Annotated in this window: 13 protein-coding genes and 1 tRNA gene; 6 read left to right on the forward strand and 8 right to left on the reverse strand. The window is 33.2% G+C overall.

Annotated features, from left to right (window positions below; translation table 11 throughout):
• Nucleotides 1-357: 357 nt before the first annotated feature.
• Nucleotides 358-798, forward strand: a complete 441-nt coding sequence (locus tag JCM15579_RS17670) for a hypothetical protein (RefSeq protein ID WP_054722251.1) — start codon at nucleotides 358-360, stop codon at nucleotides 796-798.
• A 255-nt stretch (nucleotides 799-1,053) separates the two neighbouring features.
• Nucleotides 1,054-1,464: a secondary thiamine-phosphate synthase enzyme YjbQ gene (locus tag JCM15579_RS17675; protein ID WP_054722253.1), complete on the forward strand. Its 411-nt coding sequence runs from the start codon at nucleotides 1,054-1,056 to the stop codon at nucleotides 1,462-1,464.
• A gap of 27 nt (nucleotides 1,465-1,491) precedes the next feature.
• On the opposite strand, the gene JCM15579_RS17680 is transcribed toward JCM15579_RS17675, so the two are convergent.
• The 6 genes from JCM15579_RS17680 to JCM15579_RS17705 form a co-directional block, all read right to left on the reverse strand.
• Complete coding sequence (locus JCM15579_RS17680) at nucleotides 1,492-3,264, reverse strand: aminopeptidase P family protein (RefSeq protein WP_054722255.1); 1,773 nt, start codon at nucleotides 3,262-3,264, stop codon at nucleotides 1,492-1,494.
• A 149-nt stretch (nucleotides 3,265-3,413) separates the two neighbouring features.
• A complete protein-coding gene (locus JCM15579_RS17685) occupies nucleotides 3,414-4,469 on the reverse strand; it encodes a hypothetical protein (protein WP_054722257.1) in 1,056 nt (351 codons plus the stop codon).
• Nucleotides 4,470-4,522: 53 nt separating this feature from the next.
• A complete protein-coding gene (locus JCM15579_RS17690) occupies nucleotides 4,523-5,071 on the reverse strand; it encodes a hypothetical protein (RefSeq protein WP_054722259.1) in 549 nt (182 codons plus the stop codon).
• A 104-nt stretch (nucleotides 5,072-5,175) separates the two neighbouring features.
• Nucleotides 5,176-5,742, reverse strand: a complete 567-nt coding sequence (locus JCM15579_RS17695; RefSeq protein WP_054722261.1) for an RNA polymerase sigma factor — start codon at nucleotides 5,740-5,742, stop codon at nucleotides 5,176-5,178.
• 248 nt (nucleotides 5,743-5,990) lie between these two features.
• Nucleotides 5,991-7,715 (reverse strand): HAD-IIIC family phosphatase, encoded by a 1,725-nt coding sequence (locus JCM15579_RS17700; RefSeq protein ID WP_054722263.1) that lies wholly within the window; start codon nucleotides 7,713-7,715, stop codon nucleotides 5,991-5,993.
• Nucleotides 7,716-7,980: 265 nt separating this feature from the next.
• Nucleotides 7,981-8,053, reverse strand: a tRNA-Lys gene (locus tag JCM15579_RS17705).
• A 217-nt stretch (nucleotides 8,054-8,270) separates the two neighbouring features.
• Between JCM15579_RS17705 and JCM15579_RS17710 the strand changes: the two genes are divergently transcribed.
• The 4 genes from JCM15579_RS17710 to JCM15579_RS17725 all read left to right on the forward strand — a co-directional run bounded on the left by JCM15579_RS17710 (nucleotide 8,271) and on the right by JCM15579_RS17725 (nucleotide 13,185).
• Nucleotides 8,271-8,762, forward strand: a complete 492-nt coding sequence (locus tag JCM15579_RS17710) for a hypothetical protein (protein ID WP_054722264.1) — start codon at nucleotides 8,271-8,273, stop codon at nucleotides 8,760-8,762.
• Nucleotides 8,755-9,639, forward strand: a complete 885-nt coding sequence (locus JCM15579_RS17715; RefSeq protein ID WP_054722266.1) for a TlpA family protein disulfide reductase — start codon at nucleotides 8,755-8,757, stop codon at nucleotides 9,637-9,639. The genes JCM15579_RS17710 and JCM15579_RS17715 overlap by 8 nt, the downstream gene beginning before the upstream one ends.
• A gap of 323 nt (nucleotides 9,640-9,962) precedes the next feature.
• Nucleotides 9,963-10,682, forward strand: coding sequence for a LytTR family DNA-binding domain-containing protein (locus JCM15579_RS17720; protein ID WP_172677466.1), 720 nt, complete (start codon nucleotides 9,963-9,965; stop codon nucleotides 10,680-10,682).
• Between the two features lie 169 nt (nucleotides 10,683-10,851).
• Nucleotides 10,852-13,185 carry a TonB-dependent receptor domain-containing protein gene (locus JCM15579_RS17725; RefSeq protein WP_172677467.1) on the forward strand — a complete coding sequence of 778 codons (2,334 nt, stop codon included), beginning with the start codon at nucleotides 10,852-10,854 and terminating at the stop codon, nucleotides 13,183-13,185.
• A gap of 106 nt (nucleotides 13,186-13,291) precedes the next feature.
• Here the strand turns inward: JCM15579_RS17725 and JCM15579_RS17730 are convergent, their stop codons facing one another.
• Entirely contained in the window at nucleotides 13,292-13,810 is a 519-nt protein-coding gene (locus JCM15579_RS17730) for a transposase (RefSeq protein ID WP_054722272.1), read from the reverse strand.
• 214 nt (nucleotides 13,811-14,024) lie between these two features.
• Entirely contained in the window at nucleotides 14,025-17,678 is a 3,654-nt protein-coding gene (locus JCM15579_RS17735) for a YobI family P-loop NTPase (protein WP_054722275.1), read from the reverse strand.
• Between the last annotated feature and the right edge of the window lie 315 nt (nucleotides 17,679-17,993).

A 17,993-nucleotide genomic window follows, 5' to 3' on the forward strand; every position in this document is an offset into this window, starting at 1 on the left:
ATGCTATTAGGTCTAATTTTGGAAGATTTAACTGGATCAATGAAGTTCTGATTTAGCGAATTCATCAATAAAATTTAGTTTCAAATACTTCTAATTTTGTCGCATTTATTTTTGTATGAATAAGCTTTGTTTTTTACCAACTTGCTTGACATGGCTGAGATTTATTCGTATTTTTAATATAGATCTGATTTGGCTTCTAATGCATGTAAAATCAATATTTTATGACCTTTGTGATTTTCCATATTAATTTAGACTTACTTCTGGAAACCTATCAGAGTAAACCTTATCAAAATCCTGAAAAGAATTAAGCATTTCAATTTATTTTTTTAGAATTTATTCATACAAAAGGAGGCGAAGATGAAAAAAAACATTGGAGTTTGGTTAGATACCGAAAAAGCCTACATTATTACACTTGAAAATGGCAATAGCCAGATTGAAACAATTGAATCGGAAGTTGAAACAAGAGTGCGTTTTAAAGGAGAAACAAAAGCTTATTCCCGAATGGGGAATCAGTTTATTAATCCAGCAAAGAGAATGACTCACCGACGTAGACATCAGTTCAAGCAATATTTTGAGAATATCACTTCTAAACTGGCGAACGCCGAGGAAATCTATTTGTTTGGACCTGCGGAAACAAAAGTACATTTGGCAAAGCATATTAATAAACAGACCAATCTTAATGATAAAGTGAGAAAAATTGAATCAGAGGATAACATGACAGAGAATCAAATGATTGCTCGTGTTAAAGAGATATTTAGTTCTGATCCTGTAAAGGTGAAAGCAAGGATCAGGCATTGAAATAAAGTAGATTAGCATATCAATAGGTAAGTAAGGCGGTTCCCGGTTTTGAATATTTTGCATGATTGCCATCAAAGCAGAATTAAAAGCCGGGAATTTCTTTTACAGTTATCAATCATTTTTTAATGATTTCCTAATATTGGTAAGCTGTGCTGTTATTGAAACTTGGAGTATAGTTAATGCTCAGTGCTTGATAATACTGGTGCGAATTTCTAAATTAGCATACATATTTTAATATGAAACTATAGACAGGCAATGATTCAACAAATAGAAATTACTTTACCTGCTTTTTCGCGAGGATATCATTTAATAGACTCGGAAATAAGAAGAAATTTACCTGATTTACCCGAAACAGGAATGTTGCACTTGTTTATCAAACATACATCAGCAGCATTAACCATTAATGAGAATGCCGATCCTTCGGTTCGTGATGATTTTGAGTCCATAATGAATCACTTGGTCCCAGAAAATGAACCTTATTATACACATGTATTGGAAGGGGCCGATGATATGCCAGCGCACGTAAAAGCTTCCATGATGGGGACAGAACTTACTATTCCCATTACAAAACATCAATTAAATATGGGAATTTGGCAGGGGATTTATTTGTGTGAATTTAGAAATATAGGGGGACGTCGTAAAGTTATTGTTACGATATATTCATAAAAAAACGCCTCTTTTGGAGGCGTTTTTTTATATTGCTTGTGTTTTCTCTCTTAACCATGCTTTGTGTTTCTCATCCAAATCTAGCGATAGAATATCATATACCTTTTGGTGATAATTGTTCAGCCAGTATCTTTCTTCCTGGGTTAATAACTCTACAATTATGCCTTTGGTTTCGAAATGACAAAGAGTGATGGTTTCAAATTCTAAATAATCACCAAATTCTGACGATCCAGCATCTTTACATAGAATTAAGTTTTCGTGTCTAATTCCATATTTCCCATCTCGGTATAATGCAGGCTCATTTGAAGTAATCATTCCCTTTAAAATGGCTTGATCTTTTAACTCCTGACGAATGCTTTGCGGACCTTCGTGTACATTCATAAAACAACCAACTCCATGACCCGTTCCATGACCATAGTTACGTAAGTTTTTCCACAAATCCATACGTGCTAAAGCATCAATGTTACAGCCACGTGTTCCAACAGGGAATACTGCCATTGACAATTGCATCATGCCTTTTAGCACCAAGGTATAATCTATCTTTTGCTTTTCACTTAAGCCTCCAAGAGGAATTGTTCTGGTGATATCAGTTGTTCCATCAAGATACTGTGCTCCTGAATCAATTAAAAGAATACCTTCTTTTTCAATCTCAACATTACTTTCTTCGGTTGTGTGGTAATGCGGCTGTGCTCCATGAGCTTTATAACCACAAATGGTACCAAAACTTTCACCTATAAAGCCTTCTTGCTGAGAACGAAACTCCTTTAATTTTTCCATTACCGTAAATTCGGTAATTTTTGTATTCTCAAGATTTTCTTCCAACCAATAGTAGAAATGAGTTAAGGCAATACCATCTTTTCTCATGGCATTTTTCATTCCTTCAATTTCTACATCATTCTTAGTGCTTTTAAAAAGTTGCGTTGGATTTTCTCTTTCTATGATATTTGCAGATATGGAATTGTAGATTTTTAAGTTGGTTCTATTGATATCCAAAAGCACATTGGCAGAACCAGGAATTTCTTCTAAATCAATAAAAATTCTTCCATAATCAGCAATCTCAATTTCATCTTCAAGCAAAGTTCTAACAAGATTATCGGGTACTTTTTCTTCGTTCAAATAAATGGTTGCCTTTTCTTTTTCGATAAGTGCATAAGCCAATGCCAGTGGGTTGTAATCAACATCGCTTCCACGTAAATTGAAAATCCAGGCAACATCATCCATACTTCCTACGAAATGATAGTTGCAATCCAATTCAGCCATCTTCTTGCGAATCTTGGTTAGCTTTGCGAATCTGGTTTTGCCTGAATATTTTAAATCATGTTCAAAGATCTCTCCATTAGGCAAAGCAGGACGATCCTCCCAAATTTCATTGATTAAATCAAATTCTTCAACAATATGAATTCCCAAGTCGCCTAAGTTGTTTTTCAAATTGCGAGTTTCGGCTACTGAAAAGCAAGTTCCATCGAATCCGACATGAGCATTCACATCTAATTCAGAAGCTAACCATTGATATGGAGTTGGGGTATTTTCTGTTCCCATTTTGAACAGCTCAATACTACTGTCTGTCAATTCTTTTTCGGCTTGTACGAAATATCTTGAATCGGTCCAAAGCCCAGCTTTGTTTTCGGTGATGACAACAGTTCCCGCCGATCCGGTAAATCCTGAAATCCATTGACGACTTGTCCATCTGTCAGGAACATATTCGCTCATATGTGGGTCTGAGCTGGTAACGATGTAAGCGTTAATTTCTTTTTCATTCATTAGAAAACGCAATGCGTTTACTCTTTCGGCAATAGTCATTTTAAGGTTTGTTATTGTTTAGGCCATAAAATTACAATAATATGAAGGAATTGAGACGATTCCTTTCTTAAAAAATCAATGAAAATTTGATTTTATATAAAAAAACCTCTTTCTCATAAGAAAAAGAGGTTTCTTCGAATTTGTATTTTTTATCTTAAACTAACATTTCCATATTGACTGTTAATTTTTACTTTCCCCTTAGGATCAGTTGAGTTTCCTACGATTACTTTCAAATAAGTCTCTGAGTTGTCAACTACCTTTTGAATTACTTGTGCATTGTCAGGATAATTGATGCCACAATACTTGGTTTCAGCTTCAAGTGAATATGAAGCTCCTTCTTCAATTGCAATCCTACTTGCTACGTATTGGTTGTTCACTTTAATCGATTCAAAATCTTTGGAGACATTATTGATTTTACAATTGCCATATTTAAGGTTTAACTCCAATGCTCGATTCACATTTTCAATTCTAAAATCTGAATATTGTCCCATATTTACTCTAAATACATCTGTATTTAAAATGTTGAAAGCATCATATTTCGAATCGGCAATAACAGTTTCATTATTATCCAAATGCAATTTGGAATAACGACTCACAACAATTAGCACCTTACTTGTTCCAATATTCATCTTCGAATATTTTAAAGTAAGTTTGGTTCTGTTACATTCTTCAATGGTAGCTTTTGCATAAGCCAGGTTAATGGTGCTAACAGGTTTTTCTTCAGGATACAGAAGCTTTTCTGCTTTTAGATTCCCATAACTTAGGTTAATGTTTGCTTTCTCCTTTATCGATTGAATAAAGATATTTCCAAATTTATTGACTACATCAAGTTTAATATACTCTGGCATAAAAATTTCATAATCGATACTAAACTTCTTGCCAGTTTTAAACTTGGTAGACATTTTTGTTTCTGCTTTAATTACATCTCCAATTTTATCCATATTGATATCGATATTTGTGAAAAGTAATTTTGCCTTTTCCTCACTGGTGGTTTCGATTGTAATTAAAACTTTTACTGAAACTGAATCTTTTTCCCAATTGTGAATGTCAACATCACCATATTTGTTGTTAAGGTTTAATTCAGTTCCTTGTTTGGCCGAGAATATTTCAATAATTTCTTTCTCGTATTCATCAGTAGCAAAGGAATTGAATCCAAATCCCATAACTAAAATCAGTAGTATAGCCGAAATTTTAAATGCTTTCATCGTAGTTTTATTTTATGCTTTTAAATTCTTGTTATTAGTGGTTGCCCTTTTAATTATGTCGAGACATTCATGTATGTTTTTGTTTGTTTTCTTACCTGGTACAATTGCTCAATAATTCTGTTTAAAATATTGGTTTTTACCTGATAATATTCAATCATTGCCTGAATCACTCTGTCATCATCAGGATATAATTTTAATTCCTGTTTCAGTTGATTGTAGCGTTTATCCATCTCTTTCAGTTCTTCTGATAAGATGTTCTGATGTTCTTTGTTATCAAAGCTTCCTATTCGTTCAATCATCCTCAACTGACTGTCGATATTTGATGTGTAATACAATTCAACTTCCTGATATTCTGGAGATATAGCTCCGAGTCCCAAATTTTCAGGAGATTGGATTTTACGAATCTGATATCCTGTAATTCCCGAAATGACCACAAAAATAGCTATTGTAGCCACTTTTAAAAGTCTTGACATCCCAAATAGAAATTTCTTTTTTTGTTCATTGTTCAATTTTCCAAGAAAGTTTTCAAAATGATCATTCCCAGGATTATGATCATCGAATGCTTCCCTGTGTTCTCTAAGTACTTTTTCCAATTCTTTCATATAAACAAGTTTTATTCGAATTGTTGTACGTAACCTTCTTTTTTATATGTTAATACTTTATGCTGGTGTAATTCATTTGGTATTAACGGCAATAAGAGAACGGTTTACAGCAATTTTTTGGTTTTCTCTTTTTCTAATATGTGAATTAGTTTCTTCTTGGCTCTTAAAAATTGTGATCTTGAAGTTGAAGCATTTACATTTAGAATTTTTGCTATTTCTTCATGATCAAAACCTTCCAATAAGTACAAATTCAATATAATACGGTAACCTGTTGGTAGCAGGTCTATAGCTTTTTTAATTAAATCAATTTGTTCCTTGGTATCCTCAATCTTATAAATACTTTCCTCCTCTTTTAACTTGTATAACCCATCTTCCAACGGAAAGATTTCAAGTTTCCTCTTTTTTAAGCTATCCAAAGAACGGTTAATTACGATTCGTTTTAACCAAGCACCAAAGCTAACTTCACCTTTATACTTCTTGATATTTTTAAAAGCTGATAAAAAAGCTTCCTGCATAATATCTTCGGCTTCCAATTCGTCTTTTACGATGCGCAAGGACGAATTATACATTGCCTTGTAGTATAATTTATAAATCTTAAATTGTGCTTTGGGGTCGTTTTTTCCGCAAAGCTCAATTAAATTTTGGTGAATGTTTTGGTACAATGAGCTCATTAATCAATTTCTATTCTAATGACGATTGCGGAAATCATGCGTTGCATGTCTTTTTAATTATTTACGAGAATAAATATAATTAAAAAGAAATATCAATACAGAATTATGGTAAGAATATTTTGTAAATAACAGATATTGATGCAATTGATGATTAAAAAAGAGAGCTTGCACGTAAAAGAATATTTTTTGCAAATTCTTTTAATGTTGATCTAAGAATTTTCAAACTACGTTTGAGATGATATTCAATTTCATTTCTTTCCAACTTTTGTTTCGTTGATATTTTCAATTAAAGAGATGAGAGCACTAGCCATATGTTCATATACTGACCTTTTGTAATGTCTGATACTATGATTGATATCAGCTTCAGTAATAAATTCTCTCACATCAAGAATGTAGGTATCAATGTGTGAGTTGCAGAATTTTTCTAAAGCTTTGTTCATTTTCTCATGTCTGATTCTGGCTTTCCCATATTCTGATTTATTTGTAGCTGGCGTGTCAACTTCTGCACCATTAATAAAAATGATTGGCTTTTTTACTTTTTTTCGAATGATTTCAAGATTTTTGATTAGATTATCTTCAGTAATCTGTCCAATAAAATTATATTCTGTAGTGAAAAAATCATAAAAAGTTTCATTCATATTTTTGAATTCATGCTTTTTGCATCGAGCAATAAATTCAGCTTTTGATTCATTTACAAAATCGGAATAGGACTCGTAGGGAATTTTAACTCCAGTAGATTTCGACTGGTACAAATCCATTGTGTAATCAACCAGAAGACTGTACACCAAAATATCGTAATTACTGGAAAATACTCTGGTGTCGAATACCTGTTGATCTAGGAATGGAAAGGAAGTAATCAATTCACTTTTATTTTCTTCATCCAAACTTTCCGACTGAAGAAGAATTTCGGTATGTGCTTTTGGAATGGGGTGATTGTTCTGGTTTACATTATTGTATTCGGTGTCCACTTCCAAATCTTTATACGATAAATAGTGTGCCATTTGTCTTAAATCGCATGCCCCTTTTAAAAAGATTCTTGTTGATGAAGAACCTGTGTTCTGCTGATCGTCTGTCCAATCGGCAACCTCCTTGATCCAATGTGGTTTATCTTTTGAATTCAGTTCAACAGTTACATCACCAACTCTTTTTAATGCTGGGAAATTGAGTTTGGCATACATATATTGTTCCACACCAATATTCATCGATCTGCAGGAAAAGAGAAAATGTTCCAGATGATTTTTTGTCTTGTTCAAGGCATAGAATCCAACAATTCCATATTCTCCAAATCGATCTTTTACTTTTACTGCTTTACATTCATAATCAGAGTTTTTGAGCAATACCTCAAGTTCATTTGTATCAATTCTTTTCTTGGTGTAGTTGATTTGGTTGGTTCGGTTAATTAGTTCATGAATTCTATCAGTTATTGGTTCTAAATCTTCGATAATTGCCAAGTTAATATCCGAAGATTCCAGAAAACGGATGTTGTCTGAGAAGTGTTCTTTTTCCTTCTCTTTTTCTTCTAGAATTTTATATTGCTGCAATCTGCTAAGCGCAGTATCATCCTTTCCAATAAAAGCTTTGTGTTTGCTTATTTCTGGTATGAAATCAGGCTCTTTTGTAAAAATGCCTTGGTTGTAAAATACTACTTCTGCCAGATTTAAATGGTTGTCATCAAGAAATAAAACATTGGCAGGACGAAGTTGCGCAGAACTAATAATTTGCTTGATGTTTTTTCCTTTGGGATTCCAATTGATCTGCGGAAAAACAAAATAATCCCAAATTCCTAATTCAAGTAGTTTGGCTTTTGCTGTTTCAAAATCATTTTTAGAAGCAATTGAATTGATAATTCCTCGTGAGCTTAGGTCTTTAATTAATTGAATGTTTTCATGAACAGGAATAATGTCTCCTTCCGATAAAGTTCCTTTCCAAAAAGTTTCATCCAAATCCCAAATTATCAGCTTAATTGACTCCATGTTGAAAAGTTAATTGTTTATTCTAAATTTATATAGAATAAATAAAAATAACAATCAATTAAAATGTTGTTCATGAGGAGAATAGGAAGGTTGATCAAAATTGATGAAGCTTACTTTGTTAAAAACAAATTTTCGTGATCAGTGGGATGGTTGATTTCTCGCAAAATTCTTCAATCATAACCTTTACAAGATAAGTGTTCTATCCTGTAAAGTGTAAGGTATAAAAAAAGAGTCACCAATATTTTGGCAACTCTTCATTTTTGAGTGATCCCTCTGGGGTTCGAACCCAGGACCCCAACATTAAAAGTGTTGTGCTCTACCAGCTGAGCTAAGGAATCAGGATTTCTAAATTACTGAAAAAAATGAATTTTTGAAAATAAATTCCTGTCAAATGAATTAATGGGTATTTGCTTAGTGTTTGATTGTTTTGTTGTTACAATTTTTACTTTGTGTTCATTGCTGATAAAAAAATATAATTATGGTATTGCATAATTGGATTACGTACCTTTACGATTACTTACAAGAGAAATTATAAATAATAAGCAATTTTGTTATATGTACAAAAAACTACTTACTATTCTGTTTTTATTAGTGTCGCTGGCAGCGATTGGGCAAGATAAAATGAGCTTGAAAGGTGAAATGTTGGATTATAAAGGTGAAAATTTCTTGCTTTTGAGTGGTGATGATGGAGGCGTATTTGTAGTAGACAGTGCAAGGGTTGATTTTAATGGTTTGATTCGGTTTAATTGGGAGGGAATCCCTGGTTTTTATCGAATTGCCAATAAGGGCAATAAGATTGATTTTAAAATTGATAGAAAAGATTTTTGGTTTTCCTTATCTGGTTCTATGGAAAATGGAGAGCTGCAATTTCCAGAAAATGATGAAAACTATCAATACCAATATTATTTGTCCGAATTTTCGATTTTGAATGAATCGATAGAGGACTTACGAGAAGATTTACTGAATTTAAATGAGAAAGATTCTTTATTTAAAGAGAAGTATTCGGAATTTAAAAATCTAAAAAAATCGAAAACGCAATTTGCTTAGGGATTTATGGGGATCTCATCTTGATTCATGGTCGGCACGTTTTGCTTTGGCTCAGCAAGAATTTATTCCGGATGTAAAATTGAAAGGACAAAAAGCTAATGAATACTACCTGAAACACTTCTTTGATTATTTCGCCTTTTCGGATTCACTACTTACTGGAACGCCCGTGTATTACGATAAAGTATCTAAATACCTAAAGGCACATAAAATTAATGAGCTAATAAGTAGTGGCAATTATAAACAAATTAAGGAGTTAATTGGCAATTTATTCTGGTTGACTGAACTAAATCCAGGATCGCAGAAATACATGGCCAACTACCTGATGAATCGTTTCCCGGCAGAAGAATATTTTGAGGTTTACCACATTGTAAGTGATGCCTATCGCGTACTAAACACTTGTGAATATGTTTTGAATACCAAAACAATAAAGCGCAGAATCAATAATTTTAAAGCAATCACAAAAGGCTGGCAAGTGCCTGACATTCCTTTGTATCATACCAATAATGGAAGAGTGCAGAATTTAAGCAATGTGAATAGTGAGGTTACTTTACTAATTGTGTGGTCGGGGAGTTGTAAGCACAGTGTGAATATGCTTTCACAAATCTCAGAGATATACTATACTTATAAAGAACTGGGTTTAGAGGTTGTAGCGGTTTCTTTGGATAGCAATCTGAATTATTGGAAATCTGCGGTATTGAATGGAGCTTATCCGTGGATCAATTCCTGCGATACCGATGGATTACATGGAACAGTTGCCAGTCAGTTAAATACATTTGTTACGCCAAGCATGTTTTTAATCGATTCTTCGCTAAAGGTCATTGCATTGCCTCACACTTTTTTCCAATTGGAGCAGAAGTTGAATGAGATTTTTAATTGATAGGATTAAGCTTTACACATAAAGAAGGAATTGCTGGTTGAATATCTTTTTGTCGTTCAGTTTTTGGATGAATTATCGTAGAAATTTGTGTTTATCGATTTTCTGATATTATACTTATCTTTATATACTGTAAAACTTAATAGCAATTCCAAATTATGAACTATCGTGCTTTAAATTGGTTCAAACAGAAATTTCCACAAAATTATATTCTACGCAAGCCTTTTATCGGAATAATAATCGTTGCTGTATTTTGTTACCTGTTTACCATTTTATACAAACCGCGGCATACAAACAGTTCAGATCCGTTTAGTTATGAAGTAACAATGGCAATATATCTATTGGCCCTAATGCCACCGCTCTATATCACAATTAGAGCATTAAAACTATTGCCGATTTTTAAGAACAAGGAGAGTTGGACCCTCTTAAAAGAACTTGGATTTCCTTTAATACTTTTTCTGATTTTAGGTGTATGGAATTACTTTTTTGGATTTATAATGGAAAATACTGAAGGAAGATGGAATATTTATACTTTTCTGGATTCAGTAAGAAGTACCCTCATTACAGGTACGCTACCATACTTTCTGTTTACTATTCAAAATAGCAGGTATTTACTTTCGGCAAATGCTTGCGATCCTAATGAGAACAATAGTATAAATGAGCAGAGTGAACTGATCCACATCAATTCAAAATTAAAAAAAGGAGACATTCGTTTCAATCCTGAATCATTTCTATATGCAGAGTCCAATGGTAATTATGTGATTTTCTATTTTCTTAAAGATGATAAAATCGAGAAAGAAATGGTTCGAAATTCGATAGGAGACATTGAGAATCAGTTGAGTGAAATGCCGTACCTAATGAGAACACATAGGGCATTTATTGTGAATTTAAAAAAGGTAGTTCTTAAAAAAGGAAACAGTTCCGGCTATCGTTTAAAGCTTGTGGGAACAGACGCCGAATTGCCTGTTTCACGACAAAATATTACCAACTTCGATAAGATTGAACAGGATTTACAAAAATCTCAGCTTGCCATTCCTACCAATTAATTGCCATTTGTAACAAGTTTAAAATTGAGTTCAGAGAGGCTTTGTTCTTCGTCACAAAACCCCGATGTCTGTACCACAATTTTGCCTCTTGAGCCTTTATTTGCTGACTTTGCAATGAATATCAATTGTAAAAATAAACCAGTCAGGAAATATGAATTGTTACCATCTAATGAATTTAAAAAGCTTATTGTTGTTGGCTTTTATTCTTCTAGTATGTGAAGTATATGCTACAGAAAGAAAACAAAAAATGCATGGGGTAGTATGCGACCAGAAGGATAAAAGTCCGATAGCATTTGCTACCGTTTCCTTGCATCAACAGAGAGATACCTCTTTGGTAACAGGAACAACAAGCAATCAAGATGGCTATTTTGAAATCAGCCAAGTAGAAAATGGGAATTACTTACTTCGCATTAGTTTTGTAGGATACCAGACATGTATGCTACCCATCAATCTTAATGAGAAGAATAATTTCAATTTGGGAACAGTTTCTTTACACGAGGAAACCATCCATATGGCAGAGACTGTAGTGGTTGGGGAGCGAATTAAAGCAAAGACTATTGATAACGGAACCAGTTTCTTGATGAATAAAAAAATCTACAACAGCTCCAATTCGGGCGTTGACATCCTGAAACATGTTCCAGGAGTTCAGGTAGATTTGATGAAGAATATCAGTTTGGAAGGCAGTTCGAACATTAAAATATTGGTGGATGGAAAGGAGCGTGATAAGCAATACCTGGAGCAATTGGATGCCAGGCAGATTGATAGAGTAGAAATCATTCGAGATCCTGGAGCAAAATATGATGCGAGTATAACTGGTGTAATTCATGTCATCCTAAAAGAAAGAGAGGTTGGGATGAGTGGACATATTTTTTCTGAAATTCCTACCAATGCGCAGGAAATATTCCTGGATCCAACTTGTGGGTTGAACTACAACAATAGGAAATTGAATTTATACACTTCATACAACGGAAATCTGCGTTATTTCGACAATACGGAAGAGAATACCAAAATACTAAATACTCAAAATGGATTGCATACTTTTTACTCAGCCTTGGATATGAGGCAAAAAAACTGGAAACACAACATCCATATGGGGGCCGATTACTATCTGGATTCGCAAAATCAGTTCAGTTTGTATGCCTTTCTTTGTCCGGAGAATCAGAGTTTTGAGGGGAGATCAGAAATGGAGGGAAGTACCAACGGGCAGATCAATTTGCAAGAGACAAGTGCCAGAATTGAGAAAAACGACTACATTTTGTCTCATTATTCCATGTATTACAAACATCTGTTTCACAGGAAAGGAAGAGAGATTGCTTTCGATTTAAATTACTTTCGATTGCGAGGGGAGCATTCTATCTGGTATGAAAATCAGGAAAACAATGAACTTAATGGAATAAAACCCCAGAATCAGTTTGTTGGTTTTCGAATGGATTACACTTCTCCTGTTGGATCGGATTTAAAAGTGGATGCAGGATGGAAGAGTCAACTGCGAAAAATGGAAGATCGCAATTCCACAGATTTTAATTACCAGGAGGATATACATGCTGCATACATGGCATTATCAGGTAAAAAAAATAGAATAAAGGCCAGCATTGGATTACGAGGCGAGTATTCTTACACGGGTTTAAATGCGGGCGAGAAAAATGATGAAATTTCCTTCCTGCCTAACCTTCAATTGACTTGGCAAGTTTCCAAGAAGCAAAGTTTTCGATTCAATTATCGAAAAAGCATCACTCGCCCACATGTATACCAATTATCGCCTATTGCTACCCGAATCGATCCGGTAAGTATCAAACGAGGAAATCCCGATTTGATTCCAGCCACTCATCATCACATTGGTTTGAATTATTCCAGCGCTATAGCCAAGAGCTATGTTTCTGTTCAAATGTATCACAGCATTTCAAAGGATTTGATACAGAACCATGCCTTTGTCAATCAAGAACATTTGTTGGAGAATAACATTGCCAATTTAGCAGACAGAAAGGAATATGGACTAAAGTTGAGTGCCACCCTAAGTTTCGATAAATCCATTGGAATTACTCCTTACCTAAAATTGTATCATCGGTCTGACCGTCCGAATGCATTGGCGCGACAATTGGATATTTCAGCGAAAAACAGTTCCGGGTACGAATTTGGCTGTTCATCGCGAGTGAACCTGACCCATGAACTTTCTGCCTCATGTACGTTTCAATACATTAGTCCCACATACGATTTGCAGAACCGACGCTACTACAATGCCATCTACATGTGTTCGCTCAATCAGTCCTTTAAAAGTGGTTTGAAACTAGGAATCTCATCAACCATTCCATTGAAAAAAGATTTTACCTATTCGGCAATAAGAAGTTCAGGACCAGATTACCACTCCAACACAAAAGGGCAGGTGCATGTGTCGACCTTCTTTATTCGTCTTCAGGCCAGTTACCAATTTAAATGGGGAAAGCAGAGAGCTAAAATCGAAAGACAAAATCGAGTAGAGGAGGGAAAGCAGGAGAAGGGTTTTTAATTGAGGCAGTAGCATAGCATCTTGGGTATTCGTAATTGTAGATGTCTTGTTGGGACGTAGCACTGCTACGTCCTTACTGTGTGATATCAAGTGGAGTGTAACCTTATTATTGCTTTGGTTTCCCCCATCTCTTTGGATTCATTCGAATGTATTCTTCAATTCTATCAAATTCTGGTTGATCACGAATTATTCTATCATGGAAGCGAGGCAGCCAATCAAATAAAAAATATCCATTCTGTCTGCACCATTTGGTTAATGCCGATTTATAGGATCGGATCACTACCGATAAACTACCCGGTTTGGGTGCTATGGACGACATGTATTGGTTTTTGCTTGTGTCGTTGGGACGTTGCACTGCAACGTCCTTGCAATCCCCCACAATACCAATTATACCATGTATATGATCGGGCATAATAACAAATTCGCCCAATTCTACATGTTTATTGTATATGGCAATATTTTTCCAAAACTGTTCAGCCTGTTTTCCTATGGCTGATAACTGCACCTTACCATCAACAATTTTTCCAAAGAAAGCTTCTTTATCTTTGGTGCTGATGGTTACAAAATACCATCCCGGCTCCGAGTAATCATGCTTAGGTTTGCGAATGGATTTGCGGTTTTTCATTCCAAATGGATTGTGGATGTTTTGATGTATTTGGTGTGTTTTGGTGTAGGGACGTAGCAGTGCTACGTACTTACTGTGATGTCCCTGCTGTCGCACGAATCCCTTAGAGTGACTTTATTATAGAACCACGCGAAAGGATTTGTGGGGTAGTGGGGGTATATGTTTTGATTTATTTTGGTGTAGGGACGTAGCATTGCTACGTCCTTACTGTGTTTTACCTATATCCTTTTTGTCTTTTAAATGCCCTTAATCCTTTTTTATCTGCCCTAAATGAGGATATTAATTTTCTAGTTTTTAAATGTTGTAAGAATTCGTCGGTGTATTCTTTATCAATTATTACAGGATTTCCTTTGGTAAGGTTTGAGTATGGTTTAGGGAGTAAGGTCAAATACTCAACTATCTCTTCATTATCTAGGTATTCGATCTGAGTATTAATTAATTCAATAATTTTCTCTACATCTGAGGTGTTTTTTACTAATTCTTTCATTAGAAGATGGTCTAATTCAAAATCAGGTTTTCCAAGAATTTGAAGGATTCTGTTAGCTGTCGATTCCATGATCGAAATGTCTTCATAGTCTTGATGGTTAATGATTTTTATTTTTTCAAAGTTAGTAAGTTCTTCAGAGATTAGAAGGATAGTAAAGTCGAGTATATTTAAACTATATTGTCCTAGTTTATTTAGGAAATCTTCTTTGTTTACAATTAATAGTTTGGCATAAAGTTTTGGAAATGTTTCTTTTAAAATTTCAGAATTATATTCATCAAGAGCTAAAATGCTATTATGTACTAGTGTGTCAACTTTTTCTTCAGATAACACGTCAAAGCTAATGTCTGTAAATTGAAGTGAAAAACTTAAAATTAAACTATTGTAACTATCAATTGAGATATTTTCGCATAGCATAATTGCCTTGGATAAGTTATAGTTTTCTTCGTCTGATATTTCTTGATCAATTTTCAACTTGGATAGTTGAGAATAGTTATCCTGATTATTTAGAAATTGAATCAGTGAACCATTTATTTCTTCCTTTTCAATGTAGTAGAAATTCACGTTTGCCCAATTTGGGAATACTTTATTATTCTCCAAAACAAAATCCCATAAATCACTTGGAATTGAATCAAGGTCATTCGTTTTCGTGTTTGTTTGGTTTATAATTTTCTTCTTATCATCAAATGAAATGTTGTTTTGGTTAATAAGATAGTTTAAGGTTGATTCAGATTCATTCGTGTTTGTTTCAGTAGTAAGAAATACATTTTCAATATATTGCTCAATTTCATTCTTAATGTAACTTATAAGTATAGTACAATTGGACTCTAATATTGTGGATAGGTTAGATTCATTTAGCTTTAAATCAAAATTGGTTAAGTCGGATTTTTCACTCAAGATGGTTTTTATATTCTCAAAGTTAATTTCGTATAAATTTTTCTCATAAATGAAATCAAAAAGATTGGGAGCTAATCGTCTTTTTTCAATCATTTTAAATTTTACAAAAAGAGATTCTAAAACATCATGAATCCAATTGGAATTGTCCTCTTCATTAAGTAAAAAGGCAGAATAGTTTTCTAATCGTGAAAGGTAATTATTTATTCCATCATCTGAGTATGTGTCAATATGTAAAATATCACGTTTTGTACTATGTTTAAGGATTAGTTTAAGGTATTTGTTCTTGTCATTAAAATAATTACTTGAATTCTGTATTATAAACTTCCAAATGTCTTGCCAACTGTGAGTTAGTATTTCGATAAATTGTGGAATATTTTTATTGTTTTCAATACTAGTATATTCTTCTATAAAATTAATTGATTCAGTGCTTTCATTAGTTAATTGAGATATAAAATACTCAAGTTCTACATGGAATATTTCTTTGTTGTTAAGAATGTGATTTAATAGGTCGAAATTTAAACATGCTTTTTCTCTGTATTCATGAGCATATATTCGGACAGTTAACTCCTCTAGATTTGATATTTTATGTGTAAACTCTAGTGGTGAAAGATCTTTAATACTCCTTAAGAAATTCTTGTCTTCTTTACTAAGTTTACCTTCATAGAAGAAAGAAATGAAGTCGCTATACGTTTCATCTATATATCCATTACGAATAAGAAATACCAAAACCTTTTCATTGCGGATTTTTTCATGAAATGCATCTTCATTGGTTACTTTTTTTATTAGGTTCTCAAAGGTTAATGATATTAGATTCTTTTTTCTTACCAGTAACGCATCAATTTCTTTTTGAATTTGTCCTTCTTTAAACTTTTCTTTATTCTTTATTATTTGTTCACGTTCTTTGTAAGTATTTTTTGGATCAACTTTTTTTTCAAGTGTTGTAAATGCAAGATCATAGCTAGTTGTACCATAGTTGCTGTGCCAATAGGTTATATTTTTAAGTTTTTGAAAAGAGTTGAAATTTGAATCTGTGGAGATCTCATTAATGCTGACTTTTTCGTCATTAAGTTGAATGCCATAAACTTCTACTGCAGACAATATTTGTAGTAAATGTCCAATATACAAGTTTCGTAATTCTTTAATATTAGTGATATTGTCATTTTGAATATTTTCAAGATTGCAATAAAGTTTATCTAGTTTATCATCAATGTTTAGGTAGAGTTTGTTTTGGAGATTGGGTTTGTTTTCAAATACCTCATAGATTATCCCTTTATCCTGATGAAGTTCTGCGAAATCATCAGGATAGAGATTTTTGTAGATGATAAAACTGAATAGTTTCTCTTGGTTTAAATCTACAGTAGCTAATTTATTCTTATATAGAATAAACTCATTGTAGATGTTTTTCAATACCCTCATGTCATCAATGTAGAGCGAGACATCTCTAATGAAACTATCAGATAATAGATTTTCATTATCAGATTCTTTTAATTTGTCAAGAAGTAATTGTTCTGAATTTGTGGATGTAATAACAGGAATAATCGGAACAATAAAATCGAAGAATTTTGTTCTGGCTTTATCTTTAAACATATCATCTTTAATGGCATAAATAAATACTATTCGTCTATTTATTTGCTTTGATGAATTAATTAAAAGATTGATCTCACGCAGTTTTGTAAATATTTCTTTATTTCTAAATCTGTCCAAATCTTCAAATACAACTACATTATACTTTCTAGCTTCAAAGAAATATAGAATCTCATCTAAATGTTTATTTAATATAGAGACATCATTACGATCTCCCAATTCAATTTCTCCACTTTTGAAATTGACTTTATGAAATTTGGAGTTCTTAAGTAATCTTATGGATTTAGCTATTAGAATTAGTAAGCCTAAAAAGAAAATACAGGCTACAGCGTAGCTGAATATTGTGTTGTATTTAAGTTGCGAATTATGCCAGATAGAAATATTCTTAAGGAAGCCAGGATTAAAAAGCAGAATAGATGAGGAAATCCAAATTAGAATTAAAAAAGAGTTAAAGTATAAGACTGGACTTTTCCATTTGTTGATTTTTTTGAATCTTGAATCAGGAATTTTTTTAGATTTTTCCTTGTAGAATATTTGTTGTAGGATGCTTTGTTCTATTAGTCTATTAATTGCATCGTCTTTGTCTGAATCCTCTTCAATGTCTCTAAATGTGGCTAATGAGATATTTAGATACTTGTAAATAGGGTGATTCTTGAAAAAGGTTTGAAGTATACTACTCTTTCCGGAACCATATAATCCTGTTATGGCAATATTCTTTATTTTTTTATTAGCCAGAGCCCATGAGAGTGCTTCACAGTAAGATTTATCATTAACATTGTCTATTGGGGCTAAATCTTCAAAGTGATATTTATTGCTCTGAACTGTTTTTAATTCTAATCTGTTTTTAATTTTAAGAAGCGAATTTACAGTGGATTCAATTAAAGGAATGATCTTTTTATGCATAGTATAGGGTTGGTAGTTTATTGTTGTTATGGACTAACGAATCTACAAAAATTATAGTAATTATAATCATATTATGGTGGATTTGAGTCATTAATATATTTTTGTCGTGCGTTGAGGTGGCTTTTAATAATTACATTATAGATTGAGGCGGTTCAGTTGGAAAATATTATAATTCAGTAATAGAAAGTATCTCCTCAATTGGCTGAGGAGCTTGTTTTCTCGAAAAAGTATCTCCTCAATTGGCTGAGGAGCTTGTTTTCTCGAAAAAGTATCTCCTCAATTGGCTGAGGAGCTTGTTTTCTCGAAAAAGTATCT

The sequence above is a fragment of the Marinifilum fragile JCM 15579 genome (assembly GCF_001310955.1).
In the GTDB taxonomy this organism is placed as follows: Bacteria; Bacteroidota; Bacteroidia; order Bacteroidales; family Marinifilaceae; genus Marinifilum; species Marinifilum fragile.